This is a genomic window from Anabaena sphaerica FACHB-251 (assembly GCF_014696825.1).
GTDB lineage: Bacteria > Cyanobacteriota > Cyanobacteriia > Cyanobacteriales > Nostocaceae > RDYJ01.
In genome coordinates, this window is record NZ_JACJQU010000001.1 from 430,170 (window position 1) to 444,424 (window position 14,255).

Annotated in this window: 15 protein-coding genes; 7 read left to right on the top strand and 8 right to left on the bottom strand. The window is 41.8% G+C overall.

Annotated features, from left to right (window positions below):
• Positions 1-124: 124 nt before the first annotated feature.
• From H6G06_RS01815 to murC, 4 genes are all read right to left on the bottom strand, one after another.
• Complete coding sequence (locus H6G06_RS01815) at positions 125-616, bottom strand: low molecular weight protein-tyrosine-phosphatase (protein ID WP_190556492.1); 492 nt, start codon at positions 614-616, stop codon at positions 125-127.
• Between the two features lie 84 nt (positions 617-700).
• A complete protein-coding gene (locus H6G06_RS01820) occupies positions 701-1,051 on the bottom strand; it encodes a YbaB/EbfC family nucleoid-associated protein (RefSeq protein ID WP_190556494.1) in 351 nt (116 codons plus the stop codon).
• A gap of 131 nt (positions 1,052-1,182) precedes the next feature.
• Positions 1,183-2,184 carry a UDP-N-acetylmuramate dehydrogenase gene (murB, locus tag H6G06_RS01825; protein ID WP_190556496.1) on the bottom strand — a complete coding sequence of 334 codons (1,002 nt, stop codon included), beginning with the start codon at positions 2,182-2,184 and terminating at the stop codon, positions 1,183-1,185.
• Positions 2,185-2,307: 123 nt separating this feature from the next.
• Entirely contained in the window at positions 2,308-3,768 is a 1,461-nt protein-coding gene (gene murC / locus H6G06_RS01830) for a UDP-N-acetylmuramate--L-alanine ligase (protein ID WP_190556498.1), read from the bottom strand.
• Between the two features lie 481 nt (positions 3,769-4,249).
• Here murC and nadD point away from each other — a divergent pair, with 481 nt between their 5' ends.
• Positions 4,250-4,876 (top strand): nicotinate (nicotinamide) nucleotide adenylyltransferase, encoded by a 627-nt coding sequence (nadD, locus tag H6G06_RS01835; RefSeq protein WP_190556500.1) that lies wholly within the window; start codon positions 4,250-4,252, stop codon positions 4,874-4,876.
• 116 nt (positions 4,877-4,992) lie between these two features.
• Positions 4,993-6,006 (top strand): type I glyceraldehyde-3-phosphate dehydrogenase, encoded by a 1,014-nt coding sequence (locus tag H6G06_RS01840; protein WP_190556502.1) that lies wholly within the window; start codon positions 4,993-4,995, stop codon positions 6,004-6,006.
• 135 nt (positions 6,007-6,141) lie between these two features.
• On the opposite strand, the gene thiL is transcribed toward H6G06_RS01840, so the two are convergent.
• The gene (gene thiL, locus H6G06_RS01845) at positions 6,142-7,182 is read right to left on the bottom strand and encodes a thiamine-phosphate kinase (RefSeq protein ID WP_190556504.1); all 1,041 of its coding nucleotides are present in this window, start codon (positions 7,180-7,182) and stop codon (positions 6,142-6,144) included.
• Between the two features lie 150 nt (positions 7,183-7,332).
• On the opposite strand from thiL, the gene H6G06_RS01850 reads away from it, so the two are divergent.
• On the top strand, positions 7,333-8,502 hold the full coding sequence (locus tag H6G06_RS01850) for a homocysteine biosynthesis protein (protein WP_190556506.1): 1,170 nt from the start codon (positions 7,333-7,335) through the stop codon (positions 8,500-8,502).
• Between the two features lie 69 nt (positions 8,503-8,571).
• Here H6G06_RS01850 and H6G06_RS01855 read toward each other — a convergent pair whose 3' ends face one another.
• A complete protein-coding gene (locus tag H6G06_RS01855) occupies positions 8,572-9,585 on the bottom strand; it encodes a hypothetical protein (protein ID WP_190556508.1) in 1,014 nt (337 codons plus the stop codon).
• A gap of 389 nt (positions 9,586-9,974) precedes the next feature.
• Between H6G06_RS01855 and H6G06_RS01860 the strand changes: the two genes are divergently transcribed.
• On the top strand, positions 9,975-10,874 hold the full coding sequence (locus tag H6G06_RS01860) for a tetratricopeptide repeat protein (protein WP_190556510.1): 900 nt from the start codon (positions 9,975-9,977) through the stop codon (positions 10,872-10,874).
• A gap of 80 nt (positions 10,875-10,954) precedes the next feature.
• On the opposite strand, the gene H6G06_RS01865 is transcribed toward H6G06_RS01860, so the two are convergent.
• Positions 10,955-11,578 (bottom strand): TMEM165/GDT1 family protein, encoded by a 624-nt coding sequence (locus tag H6G06_RS01865; protein WP_190556512.1) that lies wholly within the window; start codon positions 11,576-11,578, stop codon positions 10,955-10,957.
• Between the two features lie 454 nt (positions 11,579-12,032).
• Between H6G06_RS01865 and H6G06_RS01870 the strand changes: the two genes are divergently transcribed.
• The 3 genes from H6G06_RS01870 to H6G06_RS01880 all read left to right on the top strand — a co-directional run bounded on the left by H6G06_RS01870 (position 12,033) and on the right by H6G06_RS01880 (position 13,139).
• Complete coding sequence (locus tag H6G06_RS01870) at positions 12,033-12,332, top strand: type II toxin-antitoxin system HigB family toxin (RefSeq protein ID WP_190556514.1); 300 nt, start codon at positions 12,033-12,035, stop codon at positions 12,330-12,332.
• On the top strand, positions 12,316-12,717 hold the full coding sequence (locus H6G06_RS01875) for a helix-turn-helix domain-containing protein (protein WP_190556516.1): 402 nt from the start codon (positions 12,316-12,318) through the stop codon (positions 12,715-12,717). Before H6G06_RS01870 ends, H6G06_RS01875 begins: the two co-directional genes overlap by 17 nt.
• Before the next feature lie 128 nt (positions 12,718-12,845).
• Positions 12,846-13,139, top strand: coding sequence for an antibiotic biosynthesis monooxygenase family protein (locus H6G06_RS01880; RefSeq protein WP_190556518.1), 294 nt, complete (start codon positions 12,846-12,848; stop codon positions 13,137-13,139).
• Between the two features lie 28 nt (positions 13,140-13,167).
• Here H6G06_RS01880 and miaA read toward each other — a convergent pair whose 3' ends face one another.
• Positions 13,168-14,067 (bottom strand): tRNA (adenosine(37)-N6)-dimethylallyltransferase MiaA, encoded by a 900-nt coding sequence (miaA, locus tag H6G06_RS01885; RefSeq protein WP_190556520.1) that lies wholly within the window; start codon positions 14,065-14,067, stop codon positions 13,168-13,170.
• Between the last annotated feature and the right edge of the window lie 188 nt (positions 14,068-14,255).

The window sequence follows — 14,255 nt, forward strand, 5'->3', positions numbered from 1 at the left end:
AAGCTTAGATGATAGGCTTTTTAGCTATTTTGAATGGTTGTTATATTTACGCCGTGCTGTACTAGTACAAGGAGGCAAGAAGCAGAAAGCAGGAGTGTTCAATTGATTTATTTCTGCCCACACCCTATTCCCTAAACCCTTTTTCTTGACTGTTCACGTAGTCTAGCAGACCTTCACAAGCATCTATGAGCAGGTCAATCACCTGATTAAATCCCTCTGGTCCGCCATAATAGGGATCTGGAACTTCCTTGAAAGTGTGTCTAGAGCAGAAATCGCACATCAAGCGCACCTTATGGTGATATTCCCCAGAACGGTCAACAGCAAGGATATTTTCGTAATTGTCTTTATCCATTGCCAAAATCAAATCAAACTCTTGAAAGTCTAATTTTTGAAACTGACGAGCTTGACCACGTAGTTTAATTCCTAACTTAGCAGATGCAGCAGCACTCATGCGCCGGTCAGGTGGACTACCAATATGATAGCTAGAAGTACCAGCAGAATCGCAGTAAATTCGGTCGTTCAAACCAGCTTGGTCAATCAGATGATTCATAATATTTTCTGCCGAGGGCGATCGACAAATATTACCCAGGCAGACAAACAGTAACTTGTAAGACATAAATATTGTTTTGTGGTCAGTGGTCAGTGGTCAGTTGTTTTGTTACTAACCTCTGACCAACGACTAACGACTAATGACTAATGACTATAATCCCGGTAGTTCCAATCCACTGGTCAAATCTTCCATACGTTCGCGCATGGTCGCAGTGGACTTGTTGTAGGCATCTTTCATCGCTGCTGTCACGAGATCAGAAAGTAGCTCTGAACCTTGTGCTATTGCGTCTGGGGAAATTTCTACTCTTCTGGGTTCTTGGTTACCACTGACAATTACCTTAACCAGTCCACCGCCAGATTCTCCTTGAATTTCCATTTGCTCCAATTCTTCTTGGAGACGTTTTGCACCTTCTTGAACTTGCTGTGCCTTTTGAAAAGCTGCGGCTAGTTCTTTCATTTTTCCTAAGCCAAAGCCAAATCCCTGTCCTTTTCCTGCTGTCATGATTAATTTTCCACTTGTGCTTTGAATAACAAATCAAATTCAATTATAGATGTGGCGGGTAATAGGTAATGGGTAATTGGGGATTGGTAGAAGATTATTCTCCCCTGCTCCCCTGCTCTCTTCCCAGTCCCTTATCCACAAACAGCTTGAAATTCGCCAATCATTTTAACTTCTGGTTCCAACCAAATAGACCAACGCTCTTGTACTTCACGTTGAATATGATTAATAAGACAGAAAATATCGCTGGCTTTAGCCCCACCACGATTAACGATAAAATTGGCATGAAGTTGGGCTACTTGCGCTCCGCCGATTTGGTAGCCTTTTAACCCAGCCTGTTCAATTAACCATCCAGCCGTGTAAGGTTTAGGATTGCGGAACACACTGCCACAACTGGGAAAATTATAAGGTTGGGTGGAGAGCCGATGCTGTTTGTGTTGCTTGGTTGTAGCTATAACTTGTGCGGGATCTGCACCTGGTTGAAGTTGGAAGGTGGCTTGAGTGACTATCCTTTTGCCCCCCTGCAATAATGAAGTTCGGTATCTGTAACCTAATTCTGCCGGGGTGAGAGTTTCTAATGTACCGTCGGGACAGAGTAATTCCGCGCTAACTAACATATCTGCAATACAGCTATTATGCGCCCCTGCATTCATAACAACTGCACCGCCAACGGTTCCAGGTATACCAACAGCCCATTCTAAACCTTGCCATCCCAATTCTGCTGCTTCCCATGCCAAGCTAGGAATAGATTCTCCTGCCGCAACAGTTAATTGACCTGTTTCGGGGTCGAAATGCTTAGAACGGAAATGACGAGTCGCAATAACTAAGCCTGGTATACCTTGATCACTGACCAGCAAGTTAGAACCTGCTCCCAGTATTGTCACTGGTAAATCTAGTGTGTTTGCATACTCAAAGCTTGCTTGTAGTGCTTCTACGTTGCGTGGAGCAACGTACCATTGAGCTTCTCCTCCAACTCTGTAGGAAGTAAATGCCGATAAAGAAGCTTGGGACTTGATTACACATTCAGTTCCGGGTAAGTAAATTACTTTACTATCGACAGAATTAGCTGTTTTCTGTTTATTGGTGGTCAAAGCAGAAATTGTACAGACGTTACCAGCTGCCTGGGAAATTGTCATCGTTGCTTTAATTGGTAATTTTTATTAAGTTATGAGCCGTCAGTACGGTATATAAAGTAGCTAGTGAGACTATTGCTAGATTGGGAATCTACAAAGGGAAAAACCTAGCTTTCTTTGCTGCACTCAGGATGTGGCTTTAGCCGGTTCGCAAAGTGTCGCAATGATTTCAGGAATCGCTTGATTTAAATTCCCAGCACCTAGAAACAGTGCTAAGTCGCCTGGACGCAGTGTTGATAATAAGACTTCGGTAACAGAAGACAAAGTTGGTTGATAAATTACCTGCTGGTGTTGCTTGGCAATTTCTGCTGCCAATTTTTCACCACTAATCTGTCCTAGATTGGGTTCTCCCGCACTGTAAATGTCTGTCAGGACTACTACATCAGCATGGGTAAACGACTCGGCAAATTCTTCTAAAAAGGTAAGTGTACGACTATAACGATGGGGTTGGAAAATGGCAACCACCCTTTGCCCTGGTCTAGCCTGGAGACGTGCGGCGGCGAGAGTAGCACGAATCTCACTGGGGTGATGGGCATAATCATCAATAAAGGTAATACCAGCGGCTTCCCCTCGGAACTCAAAACGCCGTCTTGCACCCTCAAAGGTAGCAATACCTTTGGCAATTTCTCCAAATTCTAAACCCAGAACACGTCCTACAGCTACGGCTGCTAGAGCATTGCTGAGGTTATGCCGACTCAAAAGCTGTACATTCAATACACCCAAGGCTTTACCTTTTTCCCAAACCAAAGCTGTTGTACCATCAGCGCGATAGTCAATGTTGGTAACAGTGTAGTCAGCGCCTGTGTCTGGATGAAGGCTATAACTGATGGTTGGTTTTAAGCTATCGCGCACTGTTTCACAATCAATGCTACCTACTAAAATTTGACAACCTTGGGCAAATTTTTGGAAAGTCTCTACCACTTCGTCTAATGTTTCGTAGTGGTCAGGATGATCGAGTTCAATATTGGTAATAATCCCAATTGCTGGGGCGTGTTTAACAAGGGAACCATCTGATTCATCTGCCTCAGCTACTAAATACTGACTTTCCCCTAATCGAGCATTCCCTTCCCAAGCGTTGACTTCACCACCAACCAAAATTGTGGGGTCAAGACCTGCTTTTAATAGCATATAACCTATCATGCTACTGGTTGTAGTTTTACCGTGAGTTCCTGCCACAGCAATGCTGTAGTAATCAGCTATCAAGGCAGCTAGGACATCAGAACGATGTAAAATTGGACAACCTAATTCTAGGGCTGCTTTGTATTCCAAATTATTGGTGTTAATAGCTGTTGAACAAATTACTTGAGGTAAAATTGTCTGATCAAAAGGCAATCGTTCTTGTGAATTTAATAATATTCCATTAGCCAATACTTGAGGACGAAAGAATTCAATATTACTGGCTTCTTGTCTGCTAAAAATGTGAGCGCCCAGAGATTCCAACTTGCGGGTAATTTGGTTAGGTCGCAGGTCAGAACCGGATACTGGTAATTGGCGTTTTGTCAACACATAAGCCAGAGCGGACATTCCTATACCGCCAATTCCTATGAAATGAAATGGTCTACCGCTAAAATCTATATAGTTATTCATCTTTTGTTCCTCTTACACCACACCAGAAAATCTTCACAAATGACACGCGTATCATAACAGGATTTTGATTTTTACAGATACTGCTCCTGTAAGATTTTCATATCTGAATAAAGGGTTAATTTTTTACTTTGTTTGTGCTTGTTCAGAAAGATATTACCCTGACGGGAGAATTTTTCTATTTCTGATATCTTTTTATGATTATTCTGAAAACTGGGGCAACATCGGGAAAAATTTTCCTGTAATGTTAAATACATATCTTTGGTCGCTTTACTACAAGTGGCTACGGAAGTGCTTGAGTCGTAAACCTGAGTTGAAACTGTATCTAGACAGCGGGTGAATTGACTACAATAGTACATTGGCAGTGAAAATATTATTCAACTGGTTGCAGTGATAAATTCCTGGACTCAACATAGCATTCCAGGTAGAGATGCTTTGGCATACCTTCTGCCACCTGTAACCAAATCCTCAATTCCTGGACTGGATGCAGCAACTAGCAATTTTTGGAGGCACCTTTGACCCAATTCACTGGGGACACCTGCTCTTAGCCGAAACGGCTTTGGCTCAATTACATCTAGAACAGGTAATTTGGATACCCTCAAAAAATCCTCCTCATAAACAAGCCACACTGTTTGAGCATCGGGTAACAATGCTGCAATTAGCAACTAAAAATAACCCAGCCTTTACTGTCTCACTCATTGAGAGAGAACGCTCTGGGACTTCTTATGCTATCAACACCCTGATTGATTTATCTGTTTATTACCCAAATACTCATTGGTACTGGATTATAGGTTTGGATGCCTTCCAAACCTTGCCTCGTTGGTATCGTGGATCTGAACTAGCGCAAATGTGTGATTGGTTAATCGCACCCCGACTAGTAGGTGGTGAGACTATAGCTCAAAGTGAGATAATCTGCAAGCAAGTGGAGCAAAAATTTAGAGAAAAATCGTATACCATTCACTGGCAATTACTGCATACACCTTTAGTAAGAGTTTCGTCAAGTATCATGCGTGAACTTTGTCGCCAAGGCCATTCAATTCATGATTTAGTACCGGAACCGGTCAGATTGTACATCGCTACTAACAACTTGTACTCAAATAATTCTGAATAAATTCTGTGTTTTTTTTTGGATCTAACACTTTATAGTTATAAACACTCTCCCCCTTTGCGATATGATTGGGGTCAACGATATCAACTTATAGGCATAAATACAGAGGGCAAGACACTGTGATTAGAGTTGCAATCAATGGTTTCGGGCGCATTGGACGGAACTTCGCACGCTGCTGGGTGGGTAGAGAGAATAGCCAAATTGAGCTTGTGGCTATCAATGACACCTCTGACCCTAGAACCAATGCTCACCTCCTCAGATATGACTCCATGCTAGGGAGGTTACAAAATGCCGATATTAGTGCAGATGATAATTCCATCACCGTCAATGGTAAGACGATTAAATGCGTATCTGATCGCAACCCAGATAACTTGCCCTGGAAAGAGTGGAACATTGACCTGATTATTGAATCAACTGGTGTTTTTACCAGCAAAGAAGGGGCAATGAGGCACGTAAATGCTGGTGCTAAGAAGGTTCTGATTACCGCCCCTGGTAAAAATGAAGATGGTACTTTTGTGATGGGTGTGAATCATCATGATTATGATCACAACCTACATAACATCATTAGTAATGCCAGCTGTACTACTAACTGTTTGGCTCCTATTGCGAAGGTGTTAAATGAGAAATTTGGCATCATCAAAGGCACAATGACCACCACCCACAGCTACACTGGAGACCAGCGTTTATTAGACGCTTCTCACCGTGATTTGCGTCGGGCCAGAGCAGCAGCTATTAACATTGTTCCCACCTCCACTGGAGCAGCAAAAGCAGTAGCTCTGGTACTCCCAGACCTGAAGGGTAAGCTGAATGGTGTAGCTTTACGTGTACCCACCCCCAATGTTTCCATGGTGGATTTTGTGGTTCAGGTTGAGAAGCGCACTATTACTGAAGAAGTTAACCAAGCCCTTAAAGATGCTTCTGAAGGACCACTCAAAGGCATTTTAGGTTACAGCGAACTTCAACTTGTATCTTCTGATTATCAAGGTACAAATGAGTCTTCCATTGTTGATGCCAACTTAACTATGGTCATGGGTAATGACATGGTGAAAGTCATGGCATGGTATGACAATGAATGGGGTTACAGCCAACGAGTTCTAGATTTGGCTGAATTAGTAGCTTCTAAGTGGGCGTAGTTAGGTGACAGTTGACACTAAAAGGCAGAGGAGCAGAGGAGCAGAGGAGAATTATTTTCTATCTATTCCCTGTTCTCTGTTCCTCCGCAGTTGCTCCACTTGGGGAAACCCCAAGATCGCACTGCTCTCTGCTCCCTAATTAAAATGTTGAAATCCCTGACTAAGATTTAAAACTTGGTCGGGGATTTTTTTGTTTTCATGCTGTAAGATGACTGTTGAGCCTGGTGTAATTGTGCCTACGATAGCTGCACTTGCACCTAATTTTTGGACTAATGTTAATGCGGCTTGTAGTGGTAAGCACAGGACTAATTCAAAATCTTCACCACCGTATAGGGCATAATGTAGCGATCGCTCTGGTGATAGCCAGTTATTAAAAGCTGATGGTAGCGGAATTTTACTCTGTTCTAAGATAGCGCCTACTTTACTAGCACGACAGATTTGTAATACAGCATCTGCCAAACCATCACTGCTGTCCATCCCAGATATGAGGCAGGGGGCGGGGAGCAGGGAGCAGGGGGATGGGAAGATTTCTTTGAGGATGGGTATAACATCTAAACGTGGTTTGGGGCGCTGGTGTGCTGTGATTAAAGCTGCCTTTTCGTCAGTTTTGAGGTTTTGACCTATTTCCGGGTGTAAGAGTAATTCTAAGCCCGCACGGGAGGCTCCATGAATGCCTGTGACGACAATGGCATCTCCTACTTGGGCAGTGGAACGACGGATAATAAAATTGGCAGTAGCCTGACCAAAGGCGGTAATTGCTAAAGTGGTGATAGGCGATCGCACAATATCACCACCAACTATAGGCACGTTGTACTTTTGCAAACATTCCGTCATTCCCTGATACAGTCTTTCCACCCATTGAACGCTCACATCTCCAGGTAAACCTAGTCCGATGGTGATACCTAAAGGAAAAGCACCCATAGCCGCTAAATCTGATAGATTTGCTGCTGCTGCACGCCAACCAGCATCCTCTGGGGAAGTGGTGACATCACTAAAATGCACACCATCAACTAGCATATCTGTGGTAACAACCAAAGATTGCTCTGATTCTGTCACCAAAACTGCCGCATCATCACCAATTACGTCTGGAGGACAGAAGCGTTGTAATCTCTCTAAAAGACCTTGTTCGCCAATATCTTGGACTTGCAAATGTTCTGTTGGTAAGTTAGACATCATTTTGTATTAATTAAAGAGGCAGTAGGCAGGATTTCTGAATTTTGGATTTTCTTTAATTAGTTCCAATCTAAAATCTAAAATCTAAAATCTAAAATTTTCTTCCTCTGTTCCCTGTTCCCTGTTCCCTGTTCCCTGTTCCCACTGATAAAAATGCGAACTATTGCGGAAATTAATGAAAAAATCGACCAAAAACGCGCCGTAGTGTGGACGGTTGAAGAATTAAAAACACGAGTAGCAGAAATCGGGATCACCAAAGCTGCCAAAGAAGTTGATGTCATTACCACCGGCACCTTTGAACCAATGGAATCAAGCGGTGCAATTATTAATTTAGGACATACTGACCCACCGATCAAAATTCGCCGCTGCTGGTTAGATGGCGTGCCAGCATATTCTGGTTTTGGTGCAGTAGATTTATACGTGGGTGCTAGTTGTGCTGTAGAAGCTATGGACGGGGAAGAACTCCGAGAACGTGGAGGTGGCCACGTCATTCAAGATTTAATTGCAGGTAAACCGATACAAGTACGAGCTTTAGGACAAGTTACCGACTGTTACCCAAGAGCAACTTTTGAAACGACTGTCACCAGTGACACTATCAATCAGTTCTATTTATTTAATCCGCGTAATCTGTATCAAAATTTTATTGTTGGGGTAAATGGAGGCGATCGCCCACTTCACACTTATCTTGGACCCCTCCAACCCCGTTTAGGTAATGCAGTTTATTCAAATCCCGGTGCTATTTCTCCGCTCCTCAATGATCCCGATTTACAACTTGTAGGGATTGGGACAAGAATATTCTTAGGTGGTGGAATCGGTTATGTAGCTTGGGAAGGTACACAGCACTTCCCCTTACAAAAACGTTTAGCTAATCGGACACCTATTGGACCATCAGCCACTTTAGCCTTAATTGGTGATGCCAAACAAATGGATGCTCGTTGGGTGCGGGGTTGTTACTTCAAAAGTTACGGACCGTCTTTAATGTTGGGTGTTGGTGTCCCACTTCCGGTTTTAAACGAAACAGTAATTGAACATTGTGCTGTACTAGATAAAGACTTAGTAGCACCAATAGTAGACTTTTCCATTCCTCGTCGCGTCCGTCCCACCTTTGGTTTAGTCAGTTACGCTCAACTCAAATCGGGGAAGATCACCATAGAGGGTAAAGCGGTGCGTGTTGCTCCTTTAGCCAGTATGTTTCTCTCACGGCAAGTTGCTCTAGAGTTGAAACAGTGGATAGAAGCAGGCACATTTACCCTCACAGAGCCAGTTTCAACGATGCCAATGGATCGTGCTTTTTTGCCCCAAGACCGTTGGACAGACTTTTAATTTTGGTGATTGGTGATTGGTGATTGGTAAGAATTTATTACCCATTCCCCAGTCCCCATTCCCCAGTCCCTACTCTTGGGGTTTCGGTTTCTTCACTGGCTTAGGTGCTGGTGGTTTGGGTACAGGTTTAGAGACCGCAGAGGGTTCGCCACCTATTTTCTTGACAGGACGTGGAGTTTCTCCATTGCGTCTGGGAGGGAATGGTTTTCTCGCCAGACCACCACCACCTGCACGGGGTCCGCTTCTGAATGGTGGCCTGCGTTTTTTGGGCAAATCAGCGATCGCTTCCGCATTTTCTACGACCAATATATCAGCTTCGCGTTTGACTTTAAAATCCCAAAATTTGCCCACCGCTTTGGTAGCCAACACACCCTGTAATTTCAACTTAAAATACTTAGGTTTGTCAGTTGGTTTGCGTGGAGCCTGCTTGATTTTGACTACCAAACTCTTAGCGTCAAAAGATTGGTAAACTACCTCACCACGCACAGAAAATTCTCCATCAGGAATTTCTGATGAAGTTTTTGGGGGTTCGGAAATTTCCTCTTTAGTAGACTTTTGGCGAGAGGATTTCTTCGCAGAACCATTTTCGGGTCTCTCTAACGCTTGTGAACCCGAAGTTTGTCCATCCTCGTCTGGGGAATTTTTAGCCAGATTTTCTGGCTCCCAAACTCCGACAATTTGGATGTGCAGTGAGTCATTTTCTTGTCTGGTGCGGGGATAAACTACCCATAGATGTTGTTTTTCTAAGTCCAGGTGATTTTTGACTAAACTCATAATCCGACCTAAAAGGACGGCATTGAGTTCTACACCATCAGCGGTTACCAATGTGCCTTGGGTAAATTGTTCACTGCTGGCACAGTAGCGCCCCCGAACTAACCCAATTGCTCGGTACTGCATTGGTTCGCTGGGAGGTGGAATCGGTTGTTGTCGATTGGCTAAATTCCCATTGGTATCAGTCTCGTTAGGGTTAACGGGTGAATGATCCGGTTTGGAAGACCTAGCTGTTAAGTCAATTTTAGCTGGAGCCTGGTTAGAGGCTGTGGAATTGGAAGATTCAGGAGACGGCATCAGGTCGGAATTCATAAAAACTCCTTGAGGCGGAGACAGATCCCATTGTGGGATTTTACAAAAGTAGATGGAAGGAGCGTTTGTATGGCTGATAAAAGTATATTTCCTTTCAATCTAGCCATTCTAGAGTGCGTTGTGCGAACACAAAGGCGCGAAATTTCGCATTTAGAGACTAAATGTGTTATTTAGCGCCTTTACACTAGTTTCGGAAGCATAGCATAGCTACAATTCTGAATGCTCCTCCTAAAGTCATCACTTACTTTAGCAGTGTAGATAGTTATTTGTTATAAAATTCACAGTGAAATAACCGTATTCCGCAAAGTTTTGGAAAATCTTAACTTTACAATTTGTGTAAATATTAATTTCGATTCATCTCGTGCAAATTCACCATAAGGAAAAAAATTGTGTCTCAACCACGTAATCGGTGGATAATTCAGGTTGTCTTATTTATAGCAGTTGCCGCTTTTATTGGGGTTTCCCTCATACCCATAATTGGGGCTTTCAATAATTCCCAACCAGTAGGGCAAAATACTAGCAGCAGCCCTATCAATTCTAGTTCATCTGAGCAAAAGTCAAAATTGGCAGATGAAATTCGGGGTTATGAACTGGTTTTACAACGAGAACCAGAAAATCAAGCCGCACTCAAGGGGCTTTTGCAAGCGCGGTTACAATTACTCAGTCAAAAAGGCAGTGGTGAAGTTAAACCGACTGATATTCAAGCGGTAATTGAACCTTTGGAGAAGTTGGCTAAATTAAATCCACAACAGTCTGAGTATGCTGTGCTACTAGCACAAGCAAAGCAGCAAATTGGCGATAAGGAAGGTGCAGCCCAAACTTATCGCTCTATTTTAGTAACAAAACCTGGTGATCTCAAAGCTTTACAGGGGATGGTGAATTTACAACTCAGTCAGCAACGTCCAGAAGCTGCTATTGGCTTGTTGCAAGAAACTTTATCTACGGCTTCTCAAGCAAATACAATTCAGCCTGGAAGTGTTGATGTAGTCGCTGTACAGGTGCTTTTAGGTAGCGTCTACGCTTTACAGAAAAACAATACTCAAGCTATCTCTTTATACGAGCAAGCAATTAAAAAAGATCCTCAAGATTTTCGTCCCGTTTTAGCAAAGGCTATGCTTTTAAAAGAACAAGGTAAGGTTGATGAAGCAAAATCTTTGTTTGATAGTGCTACAGCTTTAGCACCTGCTCAGTATAAAGACGAGATTAACAAGGCAGCAGCAATACCTACTCCTACCCCTTCAGCATCACCGGAAAGTACGCCATCACCAGAAACTACATCTAGTCCATAAGGGAGCAGGGGAGCAGGGGAGCAGAGGGGAAATTTCTTCAGACTCCTGCCTTTTGCCTTTTGCCTCTTGCCTATTCCCTGTCAACTTCCTTCTATGGCGGCGACTATACCGAAGATAATAAACAGAAAGCCGCCAAGGAAGGTAATTTGTCGTTCGGAAATTTTACCTGCAATTAATCTACCACCGATAACGGCGATCGCAGCGCAGATGGCGTGTCCTAAAATGGCTCCCAAAGTTACACCCATAGGGTTGTTACTCGCTGCTAGGGCAATGGTAGCTATTTGTGTGCGATCGCCCCACTCTGCTATAAATGTTAATACAAAGGATTTCAGTAACATTGACCATAAGCTTTTTTGCTGACTGTCTAAATCTGCCTTTTCTACTGCTTCTTTTGCTTCTTCTATTACTTCTGTATCACAAGCCACAGGCATTTTACTGGCATCGTAGAGCAGTTTTAAGCCAAAGGCAATAAACAAAACTATTTCCCCATAATGAACATAAAGTTTTGAGCCTTGTGTTAAAGTAGACAGTATTTGTCCAAATATCACTGATAAAACTGTCATAGCTGCTAAAGCCGCTGTCACACCAGCAAACACTACCCGTCGTGAGTGCTGCATGGACAAAATTACAGCGATAAAAAAGGTTTTATCACCTAATTCGGAAATGGTAATTAGTAGTAAACCTGCTGTAAATGCTGTTAACACTCTCTCAAGCTCCTAAAGGATTTTTTACCTGTGTGGAGCTTCTAATGAGATTTTAAAGACCTCACTGAAACTCACACACTCTTTTGGTGTGAATTCAGTGAAGGTCTCGCTTTCAAATATTTTGTTATTCGCCATCTGAACCAGGCTCATCGCCAGTATGTTGATTCAAATGTACTGGCTTTTTATGTCGCGCCAGCAGCTACTCCCCTTCTATTCGATGTGTATTATACCTTGATGTCGGTTGGGAGTCAAGGGTTTGGGAAGGAATGAACCACGAAGAAGCGAAGAGCGCGAAGGTAAGAAGTTTGAGAGAGATTTTTCGTGAGTCGTGATTGACTCTTGACAGTTCACTCTCATTTTGAGAGAATTGATTTGAACATTATAAAAAGACCTGCCAGTCAATTTATGAATAACAACGCATTTCAACCAAACATAAAATTAAAACCCAAAATCTATGCACCTTATTTCCATTCGCACCCTCCGCGAAGATGCAGCTAAATATCCCGATATCAAAAAACAAATTGATAATTGGTATGAAACTGTTAAAAAGGTCGAATGGCAAAATTTAGAGGATGTGCGTAAAATTTACCAAGATGCTGAAGCAGTTGGCAATTTTACTATTTTTAATATCAAAGGTAATGATTACCGATTGATTGTAGGAATTAATTATGAGACAAAAAAGGTTTATTACAAATACTTGCTAACTCACGCGGAATACAATAAAGAGAAATGGAAAAATGACGATTACTTTTGACGATAAAACCTATAGTCAATTACTAGCTGAAATCGCTCCTCAAGTAATTGAAACTGAAGCTGAGTATGAACGTCTTTTAAAAGTTGTAGAATTTCTAACTTTTAAAAAAAATCTTACCCCAGAGGAGCGAGCTTTAGATAAATTGATTGTCAGACTAATTGAAGATTATGAGGAAGAAAATTATCCTATGGATAAGTCTACTCCTTATGAAATTTTACAACATATCATGGAATCTAGCGGAATTCGTCAAGCTGACTTAGTACGTATTCTTGGTTCTAGCAGCGGTGTGGTTTCTGAAGTTGTAAATGGTAAACGTTCCATTAGTAAAGCACAAGCAAAAGCTTTGGGAGAATATTTTAAGGTTTCTCCTAGTTTGTTTATTTGAACTTCGATTTTTATTAAGTTCTAGAAAAATTAAATCAACTATCAACACTTCTACTTCTGTCTAAGAAACTCTCCCTAACTCTCTTCTATGAGAAGAGAGAAAATTTAAAATCTTTAGGAGAAAATATTATGATTCTTGAGGCAGTAATATTGTATATTAAGCCTGGACTAGAAAAGGATTTTGAATCTACTTTCAAAAAGGCTTCTACTATTATTTCTGCAATGAATGGATATTTGTCCCATGAACTTCATCAATGTATAGAAGTCCAAGGTAAATACTTATTACTTGTCAAATGGGAAAATCTGGAAGCGCATACTGTAGTTTTTAGAGGTTCAGTTGAGTACCAAGAGTGGAAGAAATTGCTCCACCATTTTTATGAGCCATTTCCCACTGTTGAACACTTTGAAGAAGTAGAAATATAGTCGCGCACTTGTAATCTGCTGTATTTTATTATGGGTTTATAATAAAATCATTTATTCGCTGTAAAACCTGTTCTAATAAATCAGGATTATCCATATCAAAATATTCAATATTAGCAGATTGTCTAAACCAAGTTCGTTGACGCTTTGCGAATTGTCTTGTGTGCAAAGCAATTAAATCTGTAGCGTCATCTAAAGTAATTTCACTAGCTAAATATTGCTTGATTTCTTGATATCCCAAAGTATTCAACAAAGATAAATCCGCACCATATTTGTGAGATAAATATTCAACTTCAGCAACTAAGCCATCTGCTATCATTTGTTCAGTACGTTTACGAATTCTGATATCTAAATTTTCTGGTTCAGAATCTAAACAAATTTGTAAAATCGGATACTTAGGTGGGTTTTCCCCTTGCTGTTCCGAAATAGGAATTCCAGTAACATAATATACTTCTAATGCTCTTAAAGTCCGCACTAAATCGTTAGCATGAATTTTTTGGGCGGCGATCGCATCAACTTGTTGCAACATCAGGTAAAGTTGATGTTGACCTAAAGATTCGAGTTGCGATCGCAATTCTGGTTGTGGTGAGACTCTGGGAATTTTCATACCCTGAACAATAGAACGTATATATAAACCCGTTCCACCAACCAACAACAATGGAGAAACACCAAGACTAGCAATTAACGCTTGTGCTTGCTCCTGATAATCTGCTACTGTCATAGTCTCGGTTGGCGCACAGATATCAATTAGATAATGTGGTATTAACTTCTGTTCTGCCACAGTTGGTTTAGCTGTTCCGATGTCAAACTCACGGTATACTTGACGGGAATCAGCACTCAAAATCACCGAACCCAAGCGCCTAGCTAAACTCAAAGCCAAACCCGATTTACCCGTTGCTGTAGCGCCACAAATTACAATTAATTTAGTCATTAGTCATTAGTCATTAGTCAACATAAATACTCTTCCCAGTCCCCAGTCCCCAATCCCCAATCCCCAGTACATTCCATCCCCTATATAAACTTCCCATAAAATTGCGCTACAGACGGCAGCAAGGCTTTTGTGTTATAATTTTGGGGTGATTTGACTTTTTTAGTTTTTTTGTAAGTTCAACCCCAGAT

What these genes read in the sequence shown, in the direction of transcription:
- H6G06_RS01815 (WP_190556492.1), bottom strand. Translation starts at nt 616, where the DNA reads ATGTCTTACAAGTTACTGTTTGTCTGCCTGGGTAATATTTGTCGATCG.
- H6G06_RS01820 (WP_190556494.1), bottom strand. Translation starts at nt 1,051, where the DNA reads ATGACAGCAGGAAAAGGACAGGGATTTGGCTTTGGCTTAGGAAAAATG.
- murB (WP_190556496.1), bottom strand. Translation starts at nt 2,184, where the DNA reads ATGACAATTTCCCAGGCAGCTGGTAACGTCTGTACAATTTCTGCTTTG.
- murC (WP_190556498.1), bottom strand. Translation starts at nt 3,768, where the DNA reads ATGAATAACTATATAGATTTTAGCGGTAGACCATTTCATTTCATAGGA.
- nadD (WP_190556500.1), top strand. Translation starts at nt 4,250, where the DNA reads ATGCAGCAACTAGCAATTTTTGGAGGCACCTTTGACCCAATTCACTGG.
- thiL (WP_190556504.1), bottom strand. Translation starts at nt 7,182, where the DNA reads ATGATGTCTAACTTACCAACAGAACATTTGCAAGTCCAAGATATTGGC.
- H6G06_RS01850 (WP_190556506.1), top strand. Translation starts at nt 7,333, where the DNA reads ATGCGAACTATTGCGGAAATTAATGAAAAAATCGACCAAAAACGCGCC.
- H6G06_RS01855 (WP_190556508.1), bottom strand. Translation starts at nt 9,585, where the DNA reads ATGAATTCCGACCTGATGCCGTCTCCTGAATCTTCCAATTCCACAGCC.
- H6G06_RS01870 (WP_190556514.1), top strand. Translation starts at nt 12,033, where the DNA reads ATGCACCTTATTTCCATTCGCACCCTCCGCGAAGATGCAGCTAAATAT.
- H6G06_RS01875 (WP_190556516.1), top strand. Translation starts at nt 12,316, where the DNA reads ATGACGATTACTTTTGACGATAAAACCTATAGTCAATTACTAGCTGAA.
- H6G06_RS01880 (WP_190556518.1), top strand. Translation starts at nt 12,846, where the DNA reads ATGATTCTTGAGGCAGTAATATTGTATATTAAGCCTGGACTAGAAAAG.
- miaA (WP_190556520.1), bottom strand. Translation starts at nt 14,067, where the DNA reads ATGACTAAATTAATTGTAATTTGTGGCGCTACAGCAACGGGTAAATCG.